The sequence below is a fragment of the Streptomyces sp. NPDC006283 genome (assembly GCF_040613325.1).
Lineage (GTDB): Bacteria > Actinomycetota > Actinomycetes > Streptomycetales > Streptomycetaceae > Streptomyces.
This window is the reverse complement of the sequence record NZ_JBEXRZ010000187.1, coordinates 1-14308: the sequence shown is the minus strand read 5'-3', so window position 1 is coordinate 14308 and position 14308 is coordinate 1. Positions and strand designations below refer to the sequence as shown.

Genomic DNA, 14308 nt, shown 5'->3' with positions numbered 1-14308 from the left:
GTCTGACGTACGGCGCCGACAGTCGGTTCGGGCCGGGGTCAGTACGGTGCCCGCGAGCAGGGCCAGTGCGGGCGCGGCGACGAGCAGCGGGTCGACGCCGAGATCGCCCTCGAGGTCGCCGCTGAGCGCGCCGCCCCGGGCGGAACCGGTCTGCCGGTCCAACTGCCAGTAGGCGACCGCCGCGACAGCCAGCAGTCCGATGTCCGCACCGGCGCGCACCGGCCCGGGCAGCGGCCCGCCGCTGAGGCGTCCGAGCCGCAGCGCGCTGGTCGTCGCGGCCAGCGCCGGGGCCACCACGGCCGCGGCGCAGCACGCGGCGACCGCCGCCGCGACCAGCCAGACCTGCGCCGTCGGCGCCTCGCCGAGCCGCAGCCCGCTCTTCGCGAGCGTGGAGTGCCCGGCCAGCAGACGTGTCAGAGGCCCCGACAGCAGCGGCGCCACGATTGCCGCGGGCAGGGCCAGCAGCAGTGCCTCGACGGCGGCGAGCGCGGTGATGCGCCCCCGTGACGCGCCGCGGGCACGCAGCAGATCGGTCTCCCCGGTCCGTTCCGAGCTGAGCAGCCGGGCCACCAGGAGCAGTGCGTAAGCGGCGAGCAGCACCAGCTGCACGGCGACGATCACCAGCGTGGAGCGGGCGACGAGCAGCGCCCGCTCGCTCTGGGCGAGCACCGTCGGCAGCGAGGTGCGCACCGTCGCGGCACCCGCGAACGCCGGATCCGCAGTGAGCGTCCTGGGGCCGCTCGAGGCCGTCGTACGCAGGGCGCCGATGCGGTCGGTGGTGACCGTGCGGAAGTCGGCCGTGGCCAGCCAGGCGATGTCCCCGGCGGCGACACGGCCGGACGCGAGGACCGACGGGTCGGTGAGCAGCGGACCATATGTGGTGAAGACGACGGTGCGCACCCCGCGCCCGCCGAGGCTGTCGAGCTGCCAGTACGGATCGTCGGAGTCGGCCGGCCGGTAGAGGCCGGTCACCTCGACCGCCAGCGGTTTGTCGGTCAGCCGGTCGGTGAGGGTGAGTCGCGCGCCGGGCTTCAGGCCCAGTTGCTGCGCGGCGTTCTCCGGCAGCGCGACGGGCACGGCGTTGCCGGAGGCACGGCCCGGCAGCGCACCGGAGACCAGTTCGACGCGGCTGCGGTCGAGGGCGGCGAAGTGTGTGAGGTCGGGCTCGCCCTTACGAGCCCCGGGGTCCTTCAGGGCGCGTGGCAGTGCGTACGGCCCGGAGCGCTCCAATGTCCGCACCGTCACCGGCAGACCGTCGAAGGACCGCCGGGCGCCGGCGGCCACGGCCTCCTCGGCCGCCTCGCGCCGCTGCGGCGGCACTTTCGCGCTGACGGTGAGCGCGGCGGCGGCCGCGTCCCTGCCGCTCAGGGTGTGCCGCAGCGCGGCGTCCCCGACGGACCCGGAGAAGGCGGCGAGCGCGGCGAGCACACAGGTGGTGAGCAGGACCGCGAGAAGGGCCGCCGAGAGCAGCAGCCGGTGCGCTCTGACGCGCAGTAGTACGAACCCCGTCACCCGTCCCCCGCCCGGCCGTCCCCGTCGGCGTCTCCCGACGCCCGCCATTCCCGGATGCTTTCAGAGCACATGGGTTCGGGGAAACCGCTTGCGGTACGACCTTGACCTGATCGTGACCGTTATCCGGCGACGGATTCCTGCATTCCGCTCACCGTCGGGGCGGACGGCTCCGCGGGCTCAGTCGGGGGTGTTCACCATCGAGGCCGCGGCGTACGTCAGGTAGTCCCACAACTGCCGTTCGTGCTCCTCGGCGAGGCCCAGTTCGTCGACAGCCGTGCGCATGTGCTTCAGCCAGGCGTCGTGGGCGGCACGGTCGACGGTGAACGGCACATGACGCATCCGGAGCCGCGGATGGCCCCGGTTGTCGCTGTAGGTGCGGGGCCCGCCCCAGTACTGGATCAGGAACAGCGTGAGGCGCTCCTCGGCCGGACCCAGATCCTCCTCCGGGTACATGGGCCGCAGCAGCGGATCCTCCGCGACGCCCTCGTAGAAACGGTGGACGAGGCGCCGGAAGGTCTCCTCGCCGCCGACCTGCTCGTAGAAGGTCTGCTCCTGAAGGGTGCCGCGCGGAATCTCACTCACGCCTTCCATGCTCTCAGACCCACCGGCCGAAGACAGAGGTCCTAGGACTTCCCCGGGCCCGGCCGGGACGCTCGCTTCACGGACGACCGGGCAGGAAAGTGGACCTATGGGGCAGCATGTGGACCGTTTCGCCGAACCGGCCGCGAAGGCGCGGAGGGCCATGGTGCGCGGGATCGTGGCCGGCGGCGGGCTCACCGACCCTGCCTGGCGGGCCGCGTTCGAGGAGGTCCCGCGGCATCTCTTCGTTCCCTATTACTTCACCGGCCGGTTCACCGGTGGGACGGGCGGCTACGAACGGCTGTGGTGCGAGGACCCCGACCCCGTGAAACGCGACCGCTGGCTGCGCGGCGCGTACCGGGACGAGCCGCTGGCCACACGGCTGCGTGACGGCGAGCTGTTCTCGTCCAGCAGCCAGCCCTCTCTCATGGCCCTGATGCTGGACGCGCTCGAGGTCACCGACGGGGACACCGCCCTCGAGATCGGCGCCGGCACCGGCTACAACGCCGCCCTGCTGTGCCACCGGCTCGGCGACGCGGCCGTCACGACCGTCGACCTCGACCCGGAGATCACCGAGTCGGCCCGCAGCCACCTCGCGACCGCGGGTCGTCACCCCACCGTGATCACCGGTGACGGCGCACGCGGCTGCCCTGAGCGGGCGCCTTTCGACTGCGTCATCGCGACCTGCACGCTGCCGTCGATCCCGCCCGAATGGCCCGCGCAGTGCAACCATCAAGGGCGGATCGTCGCACCGCTGTCCACGGGCATCATCGTGCTGCGTGTCCGCCACGACGCGGAAGGCCGCAGCGCGGAGGGGCGCTTCCTGCGCACGTCCGCCTTCTTCGTCCCGCTGCGCGGCGGTGCCCAGCCGCGGGAGGGGCGGGCCGGTGGGCTGCCCAGGCGAGCGATCGAGAACGACCTCTTCCGCTTCCTGCTCAGCCTGACCGCGGGCAGCCTCGACCCGCGCGAGGCGCTGTCTCTGTGGGAACGCGAGCACCGCCCGGAGCGCAACCGATTCGGCGTCACGCTCAGCGGCGACCGCCAGTGGGCCTGGCTGGACGATCCCGAGGGACCGTACGTGTGGCCCCTCGCGCAGACCGACGGTTGAACGCGCGAGGCGCGCGCCCCGTACAGAGAGGCGCGCGCCACGTATGCGGATGCCGGCCCGACGCCGCGGTGGTGGGGCGTCAGCCGCGGCGGACCGTGATCGTCGTCCAGGCACCGACATGCACCCGGTCGCCGTCGCTCAGCGGAATCGGGACATACGGCTGGATCGGGTCCTCGCCGCCGTTGAGCGTCGTGCCGTTGGTGGAGTTCTGGTCGACGACCGCCCAGGAACCGTCCGGCTGCTGCACCAGCACCGCGTGCTGGTGAGACACGCCCGGGTCCTCCGGAGGCACGGACAGGTCGATGTCGGGGGACTCACCCGTGGACTGCCGGCGGCGGCCGATGGTGATCTGTCCGCCGGTGAGCGGCAGGTGCTGCTCGGGGGAGTACGCGGGCAGGTTGAGGCCGGTGGCCTCCGGCCCGCTGCGCTGCATCATCGCCAGGAAGTACTCGCGGTCCGGCCCGACCACGGCCGTCCAGCCCGCCGGAGCCGACTGCTGCCGGGGAGCCTGCGGCTGACCGGGGTGGGCGCCCTGCATACCGGGGCCCTGCTGATGCTGCGGCGGCGCGGACTGCTGCTGGAACGGCGGCGGTCCCTGGTGGCCGTGCGGTCCCTGGGGTCCCTGGGGCCCCTGGTGATCGTACGGGCCCGGCGGCGGGGGCGACTGGGTGCGGGACGGCGGGGTCAGCATCCAGTCGTCGCCGCCCGTTGGCTGGGGCTGCGGCGGCGCGGGCGGAGCCGGCTGCTGGAAGGCCGGCGGCGCCGGCGGTCCGGGCTGCTGCTGGAAGGACGGCGGCGCCGGCGGTCCGGGCTGCTGCTGGAACGGCGGCGGGGGCGGCGGACCGCCCTGCGGCTGGAAGGGGCCCGGCTGCTGCTGCCCACCGGGCGACTCCTGACCCAGCGGCTCGGCGGGCCGGTTCATCTGGGAGGGTCGCGAGCCCTGGTACTCGAAAGGATCACGCTGCTGCTGCGGGGGCGGCGGCGGGCCCTGGTGCGGAGGAGGGCCCTGGTGCGGCGGGGGCGGACCCTGGTGCGGCAGCGGTGCGGGCGGCCCCGGCTGGGACTGGAAGCCCGGCGGAAGGTTCAGCCCGCCCGACTGCTGGGGCGGCGGCGCCACCGGCGTGTACGACGTCGCCGTGTGCGTAAGGAAGTTGTACCGGCACTCCTCGCAGAACGGCGCCATGGCCTCGCGCGGGGTGCGGCACTGCGGGCACAGCTCGGCCTGCGCCGTCGCGTGCGGATCGGACGGGCCCGGATAGCCGTAACCGGGCGGTGGCGGCGGCGGTACGGCACCCGAGGGAGCGCCGGGAGGAGCCATGCGGTGGCCGCAGACCTCGCACCAGTCGTCGGAACCCGACTGGTGTCCGTTCGGGCAGGTCGGCATGTCGGCGCGTCCCCCTCTCCTTCGTCCGGCCCCAGGGCCGTTTCACTTCGTGCTCATGCGTGCTTACTTCTTGACGCGAACCGTCTTGGTGGAGCGCGTTTCGAGAGTCATCTCGTCCGCGTCCGCGACCTTCGCCTTCAGTCGCACAGTACCTGTCGCCGCATCGACGACGTCGACCACCTTCGAAAGCAGTTTCGCAGTGTCCTGGTTTCCGGAACGCGCCGCGAGCTGCACCGCGCGGCCCAGTTTTGCTGTAGCCCCGTCGAAATCGCCCGACTTGCGGGCCTCCAGCCCCTGCTGGATCACCTGCGCCAGCTCGGCCTGTCCTGTGTAATGCGCCACTTGCGGATTCATGGCGGTCGAGGCCGCCATGTCGTCGGTCCACACCGCCCGGACGAGTGCGTGCGACAGCACCTCGGGAGCGCCGCCGTCCGCCGCCGGGATGATCAGCGAGGCCCTGGCCGCCAGCATCTCCTGGCCGATTCCGGCCTGCGGCACCTGCACACAGATGTGGTAGTCGCGGGACTCGTCGCCCCAGGAGCCGGTCGGATAGTCACCGGCCCGCGGTCCCGCCTCGGTGCGTCTCCCGCTGAGGTCCTCGACGGTCGGCGCGACCTGCTTGACGAACGTGATCTCCACACCGACCGGGGTCCACAGCCGCAGCGCCACGTCCGCCACCGCCTTGCCCATCGCGTTCTCCATCATCTGTGTGAAGTCCGCAGACAGGCCGCCGGGATCGGCCACGATGTCCGCCGTGCCGAGCAGCGCGGACGCGATGCCGGTCACCTCCTTGACCTCCCAGTCCGTGCCGACCCCGCGGGCGTCACAGGTGAAGCGGCCGGCGCAGTCGTCGAGGGCGGCCCGCAGATCCTGTGGCGACTCGTGCTCGTTGCGGCCGTCGGTGAGCAGGATGCCGTGCCGTATCGCCGCGTCGGAGGAGGAGAGCAGCCGGTCGGCGAGACGCAGCCAGGTGCCGATGGCTGTGCCGCCGCCGGCTGTGAGCGCCCGCAGCGCGTCCTTGGCCTGGGCACGGGTCGCCGGATCCGCGACTGCGAGCCGCCCGCCGCCCGGATAGATTTCGAGCGCCTTGTGCGTGCCCGCGACAACGGCGAAGGCGACACCGTCGCGCAGGGTGTCGATCGCGGCGGCCGTGGCCTCCCGCGCGTTGCGCAGCTTCGTCGGCGGGTAGTCCATCGAACCGGAGCAGTCGACCATGATCACCACGCCGGCGCCGGACCGCGGGCCCGGCACGGCGGAAGGCGACGCGGTGGCTCCGTGCAAGGGCGCCCCACCGGTGGTGCCGCCGCCCGTGGAGGTGACCGTGACGATCGCGTTCACCTCACGGCCGCCTTCCGGGAGGTATTCGTTCTGATACACCTCGACCGAGAACTGCGGCACCTGGGACTTCGAGAAAACGGCCATCTGATCGGCTCCTTGTGACCCTGCCCGGCTCCACGGGCAGAGCGAAGTGACAGCACGGGCAGGGGTGGGCAGGGGCTGACGAGAGCAGGCAGCGGCGGACAGCAGTGGTCGGTTCAAGCCATGTCTAGGCCGATCCTGCCCCTTGCTCCGGAACGGTGAACGGCAGCACCGCCACTGTTACGTTGTCGTGGCCCCCGCCGTCGAGCGCGTGGCCGACCAGCATCTGCGCGCTGTGCAGCGGCCGTTCCGCGGCGTCGGCAGGGATGGCCCGGGCCATGTCCTGCGCGCCCTCCGCGTAGTTCCACAGCCCGTCTGTGCAGACCACGACCACGCCGGAACGGTCCGGCTTGAACGCCGCGGTGTGCGGCTCCAGTTCGTACGCGTCGGCGCCGAGCCAGCCGGTGATCGCGTGGGCGCGCTCGTCCGCGTACGCCTCCGCTTCGTTCATCAGACCGGCGGCCACCATCTGCGCGGCCCAGGAGTCGTCCTCCGTCAGCCGCGCGGGCGGTCCGGAACGGTCGTCGGGCACCCAGTAGGCGCGGCTGTCGCCGACCCAGCCGACGACCAGCAGTTCGCCCGCTGCCACCGCGCCGACGATCGTGCAGGCCGGCGCGTTCTGGTGGCGGTGCGGATCGTCGCCCTCGCTCGAAGCGGGCTGTTCGGCCAGGCAGTTGACCGCCTCCGAGGCGGCGACGATCGCCTCGTGCATGGCCTGCTGGGGGTGGGTGCCGCGGGGCAGCGCCGCGAGCAGCCGCTCGTTGGCCGCGCTCGCCGCCGCCGCCGACGCCTCGTCGGGGCGGGTCGCCGAGGAGACGCCGTCGCAGACGACGGCGACGACGGCCGGCGAGCCGTCCGGCAGGGCGGTGGACGAGACGGCGAACGAGTCCTCGTTGCGGTGGTGCCGCAGGCCGCGGTCGCTGACCGCGGCGACCGAGCCGAGTTCCTGCTCCATGTGGTCGCGTTCGCGGGGCTGGGCGTGGCCGCAGTTCTCGCAGTAGCCGTCGTCGTCCACCCGGCCGGCGCGGCAGGCCACGCAGACCTTGGCCGCGGCCTGCGGCGCCGGGGGAGGAGCAGGCTGCGCGGCTGCCGCGCGGGGGTCGGGGGCGCCGGGGACGGGCGCGGCGAGCTCGAAGTCGCCGGAGGGCGGGTTGTCGAACCGCATGCCGGAAGCGGGCGGTTGGCCGCCGCCGGGGACAGGGCCGGGCCCCGCGGCCGCGGCAGGGCTCACGCCGTCGCCGGCGCGCTCGTGGTCCTCGCGGCCGGTGGCCCCTTGCGGCTGCGCTCCCGCTGCCGGTACCGCGCTCGCTCCGGCTGCCGGTCCCGCGGCCGGGACCGGGGGTCCTTCGGCCGCCGGCCGCTCGTGTCCGTGGTCCGGGGCGAAGCCGGGCCCGGCGCCCGGCCCGGAGAACGAGCCGTGGCCGCTGCCGGCGTGTCCCGCCGGGCCCCCGGCGGGCGGTGCGCCGGCGGCCCGGACCGGCCCACCTGCCTGCCCCGAGGCTGCGCCGGGCTCGCCGGCGGGCCGCTGGTTCCCGCCACCGGACACGCCGACCGTCGGGGCATGCGAGGGCTGTGGCGGTACGCCGGGAGCCGCGTCCGGCAACGTCAGCTCGCCGCCGTCGGAGTCGGTGCCCGGCACATCGGCGGCGCGTTGGGTCGGGGTGGGCGTGCCCACAGTGTCGGTGCCGGTCGCGGCCGGCCACTCGACGCGGGTGCCGATGGCCACGGTGGGGCGGTCAGGCGACACGGCGGGCACGGCCGACAGGTCGTACCCGCACGCCCCGCAGAACCGGTCGGCGGGCTCCAGAGGTTCGTCGCAGCCCGGGCAGGTCGACCCGGCAGCCGGCTGGTGCTTCTGCGCCATCAATCACACCCACGTCCGGGGGCGGTAGCGGTTCGCCCGCTCCACCATCTCTATCCGCTCCTCGCCGCGCTGGGCGAGCCGGGCGAGCACCCGGAAGGAACGTTCCAGTCCGAAGCGCAGGCCGCGTTCGTCCAGCGCGCTGCCGAGAAGCACGGTAGGTGCACTCGGTGCGATCGGAACGGACGACCCGCTTCCGGGACTTCCGGAGAGTACCCAGTCGAGTGCCGTGCCGAGTACCTCTGTGGACAACTGCTCGCGCCGCACCGCGTCCAGGCCGAAGTCCGCCAGCGCCGCCACCTGCGCGGCGGCGGCCGACAGGTCCTCCAGCAACGGCTCGTGCGCGGCGCGCCGCCGCAGCCTTGCCCGTACGGCGGCCACCCGCGCCGCCGTGTAGTGGATCGACGACTCGGGCACCGACTCCAGGGTCCCGACCGCCCCGGCCCGGTCGCCCGACGCGAGCTGCACCCGGGCCAGCCCGAATGCCGCGCTCACATGGCTCGGGTCGGTCGTCCACACGAGCCGGTAGTAGTCCGCCGCGTTGTCCAGCTGGCCGAGCACCTCCGCGCACAGGCCGAGGGCCAGCTTGGGCGCCGGCTCGCCGGGGAACGCGTCGTAGATCGCGTCGAAGGACAGCGCCGCGGCCTCGTGGGCGCCGGTCACCAGCGAGGTGACGCCGCGGTACCAGACGACCCGCCAGTCGTCCGGCTGCTGCTGCTCCATCGTGGCGAGCTCTCTTGTCGCGGCGGTCAGGTCGCCCATCTCGAGGCGCGCCCGCAGCTCCCGCAGCCGGGTCTCCGGCGAGCTCGCGGCCGCCGCGTGCAGTGCCGCGACCAGCTCGGCGGGAGCCGAGGCCATCAGTCCGGCCAGGAAGCCCGCGTTCGGATCGGTCGGGTCGACGCGCGGCACCGGCAGGGCGAGCGAGGCCGCCCGGGTGTCGAGAACGGCGAGATGCGGGGCGAGCGACAGGGCCGTCGGTGCCGGGCCGGCCAGGAGACCTGCGGGCGAACGGGGCGTGGGGACGGCCGCATGCGGCGCGGTCCCGGCAGAGCCCGGCGGTCCCGGCGGCCGCGGCCCGCCGGCCGCGTGCGGTGCGGTGGCCTGCGCGGGGACGTGCCCCGCCGCACCGCGCTTGCCGAGCGCGGCGGCCCGCACTCCCAGGCTCGACACGTCCTCGGTCAGCTCGGCGAACAACTCCGTGTCCGTCACGCGCAGTTCCGGGCCGAACAGTGTCGACAGGGCGGGCCGCGGGCGGCCCGTCTGCATGGCGACGACCTCCCTGAGCACGCCCGTCAGCTGCTCGGCCATCTCCTGCGCGGAGGCGAACCGCCGGGCGGGGTCCGGGTCCGTGGCCCGCACCAGCAGCCGGTAGAACGACTCGTAGGTCGCGAAGACCTCAATGTTCTCCGGGTCCGGAAGGCTGTCCACGAAGACGTTCGTGTAGCCCTGGAAGTCGAAGGTCAGCACGGCCAGCGTCCGCGCCACCGTGTAGAGGTCGGAGGCGACGGACGGGCCGGCCTCCGCGACCTCGGGGGCCTGGTAGCCGACCGTGCCGTAGATCGCGGACTCGTCGTCGTCCATCCTGCGGACCGCGCCCATGTCGATCAGCTTGAGCTGGTCCTGCTGCTGGATGGCGTTGTCGACCTTGAAGTCGCAGTACAGAAGGTTTCTGCTGTGCAGATGGCCGAGAGCTTCCAGCGCTTCGATGCCGTACGCGCAGGCCTGGTCGACCGGTAGCGGGTCGCGCCGTCCGTCCGGCCCGCGCCGCTCGTTGGCGATCTCCTTGAGCGACTTGCCGCCCACGTACTCCATGACGATGTAGCCGTCGAGGGACCCGGTGCGCTGGTCGAGGTGCTCGACGAAGTTGTAGATCCGGACGATGTTGGAGTGCTCGATCTCGGCGAGGAAACGGCGTTCGGAGATCGCGGCGGCCATCGCGTCCTGGTCGCCGGTGTCCAGCAGGCCCTTGAGCACCACCCACCGGTCGGAGACCGCCCGGTCCACGGCGAGGTAGACCCAGCCCAGGCCGCCGTGCGCGAGACAGCCCACGACCTCGTACTGGCCGTGCACGATGTCGCCGCCGTTCAGCTTCGGCACGAACGAGTACGGGTGCCCGCACTTGGTGCAGAAGCCCTCCGTGCGGCCCGGCCGGTCACCGCGCGCCCGCCCGACGGGCGCGCCGCAGTCGGAGCGTGAGCAGAACCGCTTGCGCTCCGGCACCTGCGGGTTCGCCATGACCGCGGAGCGCGGGTCGGGGCGTGGCACGTCCGGCACGGCGACCAGCCCCGCACCGAGCCGGTTGCGGGCCGAAGAGGCCGTCGAGGAACCCGAGCTGCGGACCGAGACCGACCGCGCGGAGGTGCTGCTGCCGGACAGCGTGCGCGACAGCCGCCCCGACACCGAGCGGCGCGACGACGCCGAACGCGACGAGGCCCGCGAGGAGCGGGAACTGCCACGCGCCGACGAAGAGCCCCGGCCGCCGCCCGCGATGCCGGTGGGCGGCGACGAGACCATGCCGGTGGGCGACACCACCGGCGCCAGACCGCAGGTGTCGCAGTACAGCTCGCCGCTGCCCATGTCCTCGTACGAGCCCTCGCAACCGGGGCGCTGGCAGTTCTTGTTCCCGCTCATGAATCCCCCCTGCGGTCGGTGGGCCCCGACTCCGGTCCGGCCGCTCTGGGCGTCAGGACCTCCGCCGCGGCGTGCTGGTAGCGAAGGACCGCCTGCTCGGCGGCGCGCAGATCGCACGGCGCGCTCCACAGCATGCGGCGCGCTGCGTCGTACCGCTCGATCAGCAGCGGGTCCTCCGCCATGCCGTGCCGGGCGACCTTCGCCTTGTAGGCGTCCAGCCGGCCGCGCAGCTCGGCGCGGATCGCGAGCGGCGCGGTGACGGCCGTCAACGACTCGCGCGCCCGCAGCAGTTCGTCCTCGGCCTCCCGTTCCAGCGACTCGAGCAGAGGCGACAGCCTGTGCCACCGTGCGTGGCGGCGGTGCTCTGCGGCCGTGGCGAGGCGCTCCTGCAACGCGGTCGGCGGTCCGCTGACGGCGGGCACCTCGGACGCGGCGATCTTCGCGAGGACCTCGCCGCGCGCCGCCCGGGCCTCCGTCAGGGTCCGGTCGGCGCGTGAGAGCACGTCCCGCAGCCGCAGCAGCCGCTCCTCCGAATCCTGCCGGACCTGGAGGACGGCCTCGATCTCGCGGCGCACGTCCTCCAGGGCGCGCGCCGCCCGGTCGTAGCGCTCGGTGTCGGGGCGTCCGCCGCCGGGCGCGGAACTGCCTGCCGCCGGCTGCCAGAAGGCGAGCGGGTCCGACACCACCTGGGCACGCAGCGCGGACAGTTCGTGGGTGATGGACTCCAGCTCGTCACCGGACGGGTGCTCGCCCGGCCGTACACCGACGGAGTGCGCGAGGGAACGAGTGCGCTGCAGCTCGGCCGAGAGCAGATCGATACGGGCGGGCAGCGCCGACCACACCACGTCCGCGGCGACCACCACGTCCAGGGAGGACGCGTACAGGTCGTTCATCCGGGCGACGAGCTCCTCGAGGCTGAACTCCTCCGAGAGCTTCGCGGGCCCGGTGATCTGCGGCGCGGCGTGGGCGGCCGTGCTCGCCACGGTGACGCTGCGCCCACGCAGCCGCTCGGTCAGCTCGGCCAGGTCCTCACGGCTGGACCATCGCCGGCGGGCGCGCAGCTCGCGAATGTCGTGCAGGGCGGCGGTATAGGCGTCGAAGTAGCCCCACAGCAGGGTGATCTGCTGGTCGGTGGTGGCCCAGCGGTCCTTGGTGGCACCGGTCAGCCCGGCGCCTTCGAGCAGCCTGCGGCCCGCGTGGTCCTGCAGCGCCAGCAGCGAGGTCTCGACCGCCTCGTGCTCGGCATCGAGCCGTGCCAGCGCACGGTCCACCTCGTCCCGGTCCATCACCGGCCCGTGCGGTCTCCCCGCCGAGCCGGGGAGGGGTCCCGCGACGCCCATCGATCACCTCTCCGTTCCGCTGTGCCGTCTGTGCCATCTGTGCTGCCTGTAGCTCTTGTGGTGCTTGCAGCGCCTGTGTGCCGCACTCGCCCGCGGGTCCTTCGGTCTACCCGTCCCGGTACTTGGGCTGCGGCGGGCCGGCTATGCCCGGCAGGTCGGCGGCCAGCCACTTGTCGTACGCCTTCTTCCAGGCGCCCTTGCGGTAGTCGACCAGGACCTGGTTCACCCGCTGCACCAGGTCGTCGTTGCCGAGCTTGGTGGCCACCCCGTAGTACTCGGTGGTGAAGGGCGCATCGCCCTTCAGTTCGACCGCCGGGTCCTGCGCCGCCTGGCCGGCCGCCAGGGCGTTGTCCGTCACGATCGCGTCGACCAGGCCCTGCTGGAGCCTGACCAGGCAGTCCAGCTGGTTGGGCACCGTGTACACGTCCTCGTCCGCGCTCTGCCCGTCGTGCTGGTCCTTGAAGGTCGCGCCGAAGCTGTTCTTCTCCAGCGCCTCGTAGGCGGTCGAGCCCTCCGCGGAGCAGATCCGCTTGCCGGTGAGCGACTCGTCGTACCCCGTGATCTCGGAGCTCTTCGGCGCGAGCACCTGCTGGCCCGCCTGGAAGTACGCCGTGGAGAACGCGACCTGCTTGATACGGCTGCAGCTGATCGTCATCGTGCGCACCACGATGTCGACCGTGCCGTTCTCCAGGGCGGCGATGCGCTGGTTGGTGGGGATGGCGCGGAAGATGACGGCGTCCGGGCTGCCGAGGATGTCCTCGGCGATGGCCCGGGCGAGGTCGATGTCGAAGCCTTCGAGGCCGCGGCCGGCCGGATTGCGGTACCCCCAGCGGTAGCTGTTCTGGTCGACACCGACGACCAGCTTGCCCCGCTCCTTGATGGCGTCGATGGTCGGCCCGTCGGCGGTGGACGGCGTCAGAGAGGCCTCGGGGTCCTCACAGGTGTCCGCCTTCACGGGCACGGCCGAGGCCACGCCCTGGCCGTGGGGCTCCGTCAGGGCGTCGGCGCCGCCGCGGGACAGCGGCAGCAGGGTGACGGCGGCGGTCAGCGCGCAGGCGGCGGCCATCCCCGCGACACCGCCCCAGCCGCGCAGCCCGCGCCGGCGGCCCGGACGCGTCCTGGTGTCCGTCATCGCTCCCCCTCTCACCGGTACTCCGACAGCCTGCGGTTGATACCGACGATCGCGCCCACGGCACCCAGCACGCCCAGGGCGGCCGCCCCGATCGGCAACCCTGCCAGCGCCCCGCGTCCGTCCCGGGCGGCCCGGGTGAACTCGCGCTGCTCGTGCGCCAGCGCCTTCTCCAGAGCCGCGTCCACCCGGTCGAACGACTCGCCCGTGGAGCCCTCGGCCCCGACGACCTTCCGGACCGCGCCGTCGTAGTCGCCTGCCCTGTCGGTCCTGGTGACGTCCTTGTGGCGCTCCTGCCACTCGGTCACGCCTTCGGCGGCGTCCTCGACCGGCTCGCGGCCCTCGCCGTCGTCGGCCAGCCGCTCCGCCCTCTGCAGCTGCTCGCCGAGCTCCTTCATGCCGCTCGCGTAGTCCGTCTCGTACTTGTCGCTCTTGCCGTCGTTGGTCAGCACGGCGCCTCGCGCCACGAGGGTGAGGTTCTCGTTGGCGCGGGCCTTCAGGGAGTTGATCCGCGCGTCGTTGAGGACCTTGAGGGACTGCTGGCCGTGCGCCTCGGCGTCGTTCAGCTGTGCACGCGCCACCGTGTGTCCCACGGCGAGCCACAGCAGCACCACCGTGGTCGCCGCGGTCGCCGCGAGCAGGCCATGGTTGAACACGCGGTTCGTACGGCGGTAGTTGCGCCGCTGCGCCCACACCAGGGCTCCGACGGCCACCGCACCTGCCGCGAGCGAGAGGACGGGCCAGAACCGTGCGTCCTCGTCGTCCTCGACGAGTCGCGCCGTCTCCGCGTCGTACAGCTTTTGGGCGGCGGGCAGCAGATCCTTGGTCATCTGTTCGTTCGCGAAGCGGAGATACGCGCCGCCCAGCGGCCGGCCGAGCCGGTTGTTGGCCCGCGCGGTCTCTATCAGGCCCGTGTAGCGCGGCAGCGCCTCGTTCAGCCGGGCGATCTGCCGGCCCGACTCACTCGAACTGTCGGTGTTCGTGGCCGCCTTGACGAGCAGACGGGACGCGAGCGCGATGTCCCTGTCGTACCTCTCGGCAACCTCGCGCGGCTCCTCCGCACCCGCCAGGAAGCCGCTGGAAGCCGTCGTGTCCGCGTCCGCGAGCGAACGGTAGATCGAGGCGGCGTCGGCGCTGAGCGGCTGACTGCGGCTCACCACGTCGTCCGCCGCGCTCTCGCGGGCCGAGATCTCGAAAGCCGCCACCGTGCCGAACGCCAGCACCAGCGCCGCCAGCACGGCGCCGATGATCTGCAGCCGCCCCGGCTCCGTCGTCGCCGCGGCACGCAGCCGCCGCCGGCCCTCGGCCCAGGCCGCCGAGGGCGGCGACGATGTAGAAGGTGACC

The 14308-nt window shown here is 73.3% G+C and carries 10 protein-coding genes; 1 reads left to right on the top strand and 9 read right to left on the bottom strand.

Annotated elements, in window-relative coordinates; genetic code table 11:
* Together ABZ070_RS28505 and ABZ070_RS28500 are read right to left on the bottom strand one after the other, a co-directional pair.
* Positions 1 to 1512 (bottom strand): FtsX-like permease family protein (locus ABZ070_RS28505; protein ID WP_356638206.1); only part of this gene is annotated, 1512 nt, incomplete at its 3' end.
* Positions 1513 to 1689: 177 nt separating this feature from the next.
* On the bottom strand, positions 1690 to 2103 hold the full coding sequence (locus tag ABZ070_RS28500; protein WP_356638205.1) for a globin: 414 nt from the start codon (positions 2101 to 2103) through the stop codon (positions 1690 to 1692).
* Positions 2104 to 2200: 97 nt separating this feature from the next.
* Here ABZ070_RS28500 and ABZ070_RS28495 point away from each other — a divergent pair, with 97 nt between their 5' ends.
* Positions 2201 to 3199, top strand: a complete 999-nt coding sequence (locus tag ABZ070_RS28495) for a methyltransferase domain-containing protein (RefSeq protein WP_356638204.1) — start codon at positions 2201 to 2203, stop codon at positions 3197 to 3199.
* 79 nt (positions 3200 to 3278) lie between these two features.
* Here the strand turns inward: ABZ070_RS28495 and ABZ070_RS28490 are convergent, their stop codons facing one another.
* From ABZ070_RS28490 to ABZ070_RS28460, 7 genes are all read right to left on the bottom strand, one after another.
* Positions 3279 to 4583, bottom strand: coding sequence for an FHA domain-containing protein (locus ABZ070_RS28490; protein ID WP_356638203.1), 1305 nt, complete (start codon positions 4581 to 4583; stop codon positions 3279 to 3281).
* Between the two features lie 63 nt (positions 4584 to 4646).
* Entirely contained in the window at positions 4647 to 6005 is a 1359-nt protein-coding gene (locus ABZ070_RS28485) for a VWA domain-containing protein (protein WP_356638202.1), read from the bottom strand.
* Between the two features lie 124 nt (positions 6006 to 6129).
* Entirely contained in the window at positions 6130 to 7866 is a 1737-nt protein-coding gene (locus tag ABZ070_RS28480; protein ID WP_356638201.1) for a protein phosphatase 2C domain-containing protein, read from the bottom strand.
* Between the two features lie 3 nt (positions 7867 to 7869).
* Positions 7870 to 10494 (bottom strand): tetratricopeptide repeat protein, encoded by a 2625-nt coding sequence (locus ABZ070_RS28475; RefSeq protein ID WP_356638200.1) that lies wholly within the window; start codon positions 10492 to 10494, stop codon positions 7870 to 7872.
* Complete coding sequence (locus ABZ070_RS28470; protein WP_356638199.1) at positions 10491 to 11834, bottom strand: hypothetical protein; 1344 nt, start codon at positions 11832 to 11834, stop codon at positions 10491 to 10493. The genes ABZ070_RS28475 and ABZ070_RS28470 overlap by 4 nt, the downstream gene beginning before the upstream one ends.
* Positions 11835 to 11940: 106 nt before the next feature.
* Positions 11941 to 12966 carry a glutamate ABC transporter substrate-binding protein gene (locus ABZ070_RS28465; protein ID WP_356638198.1) on the bottom strand — a complete coding sequence of 342 codons (1026 nt, stop codon included), beginning with the start codon at positions 12964 to 12966 and terminating at the stop codon, positions 11941 to 11943.
* 11 nt (positions 12967 to 12977) lie between these two features.
* A complete protein-coding gene (locus ABZ070_RS28460) occupies positions 12978 to 14252 on the bottom strand; it encodes a hypothetical protein (protein ID WP_356638207.1) in 1275 nt (424 codons plus the stop codon).
* Positions 14253 to 14308: the final 56 nt, after the last annotated feature.

Excerpts from the sequence above, each read along its gene's own strand:
- ABZ070_RS28500 (WP_356638205.1), bottom strand. The coding sequence starts at position 2,103 with ATGGAAGGCGTGAGTGAGATTCCGCGCGGCACCCTTCAGGAGCAGACC.
- ABZ070_RS28495 (WP_356638204.1), top strand. The coding sequence starts at position 2,201 with ATGGGGCAGCATGTGGACCGTTTCGCCGAACCGGCCGCGAAGGCGCGG.
- ABZ070_RS28490 (WP_356638203.1), bottom strand. The coding sequence starts at position 4,583 with ATGCCGACCTGCCCGAACGGACACCAGTCGGGTTCCGACGACTGGTGC.
- ABZ070_RS28485 (WP_356638202.1), bottom strand. The coding sequence starts at position 6,005 with ATGGCCGTTTTCTCGAAGTCCCAGGTGCCGCAGTTCTCGGTCGAGGTG.
- ABZ070_RS28480 (WP_356638201.1), bottom strand. The coding sequence starts at position 7,866 with ATGGCGCAGAAGCACCAGCCGGCTGCCGGGTCGACCTGCCCGGGCTGC.
- ABZ070_RS28475 (WP_356638200.1), bottom strand. The coding sequence starts at position 10,494 with ATGAGCGGGAACAAGAACTGCCAGCGCCCCGGTTGCGAGGGCTCGTAC.
- ABZ070_RS28470 (WP_356638199.1), bottom strand. The coding sequence starts at position 11,834 with ATGGGCGTCGCGGGACCCCTCCCCGGCTCGGCGGGGAGACCGCACGGG.
- ABZ070_RS28465 (WP_356638198.1), bottom strand. The coding sequence starts at position 12,966 with ATGACGGACACCAGGACGCGTCCGGGCCGCCGGCGCGGGCTGCGCGGC.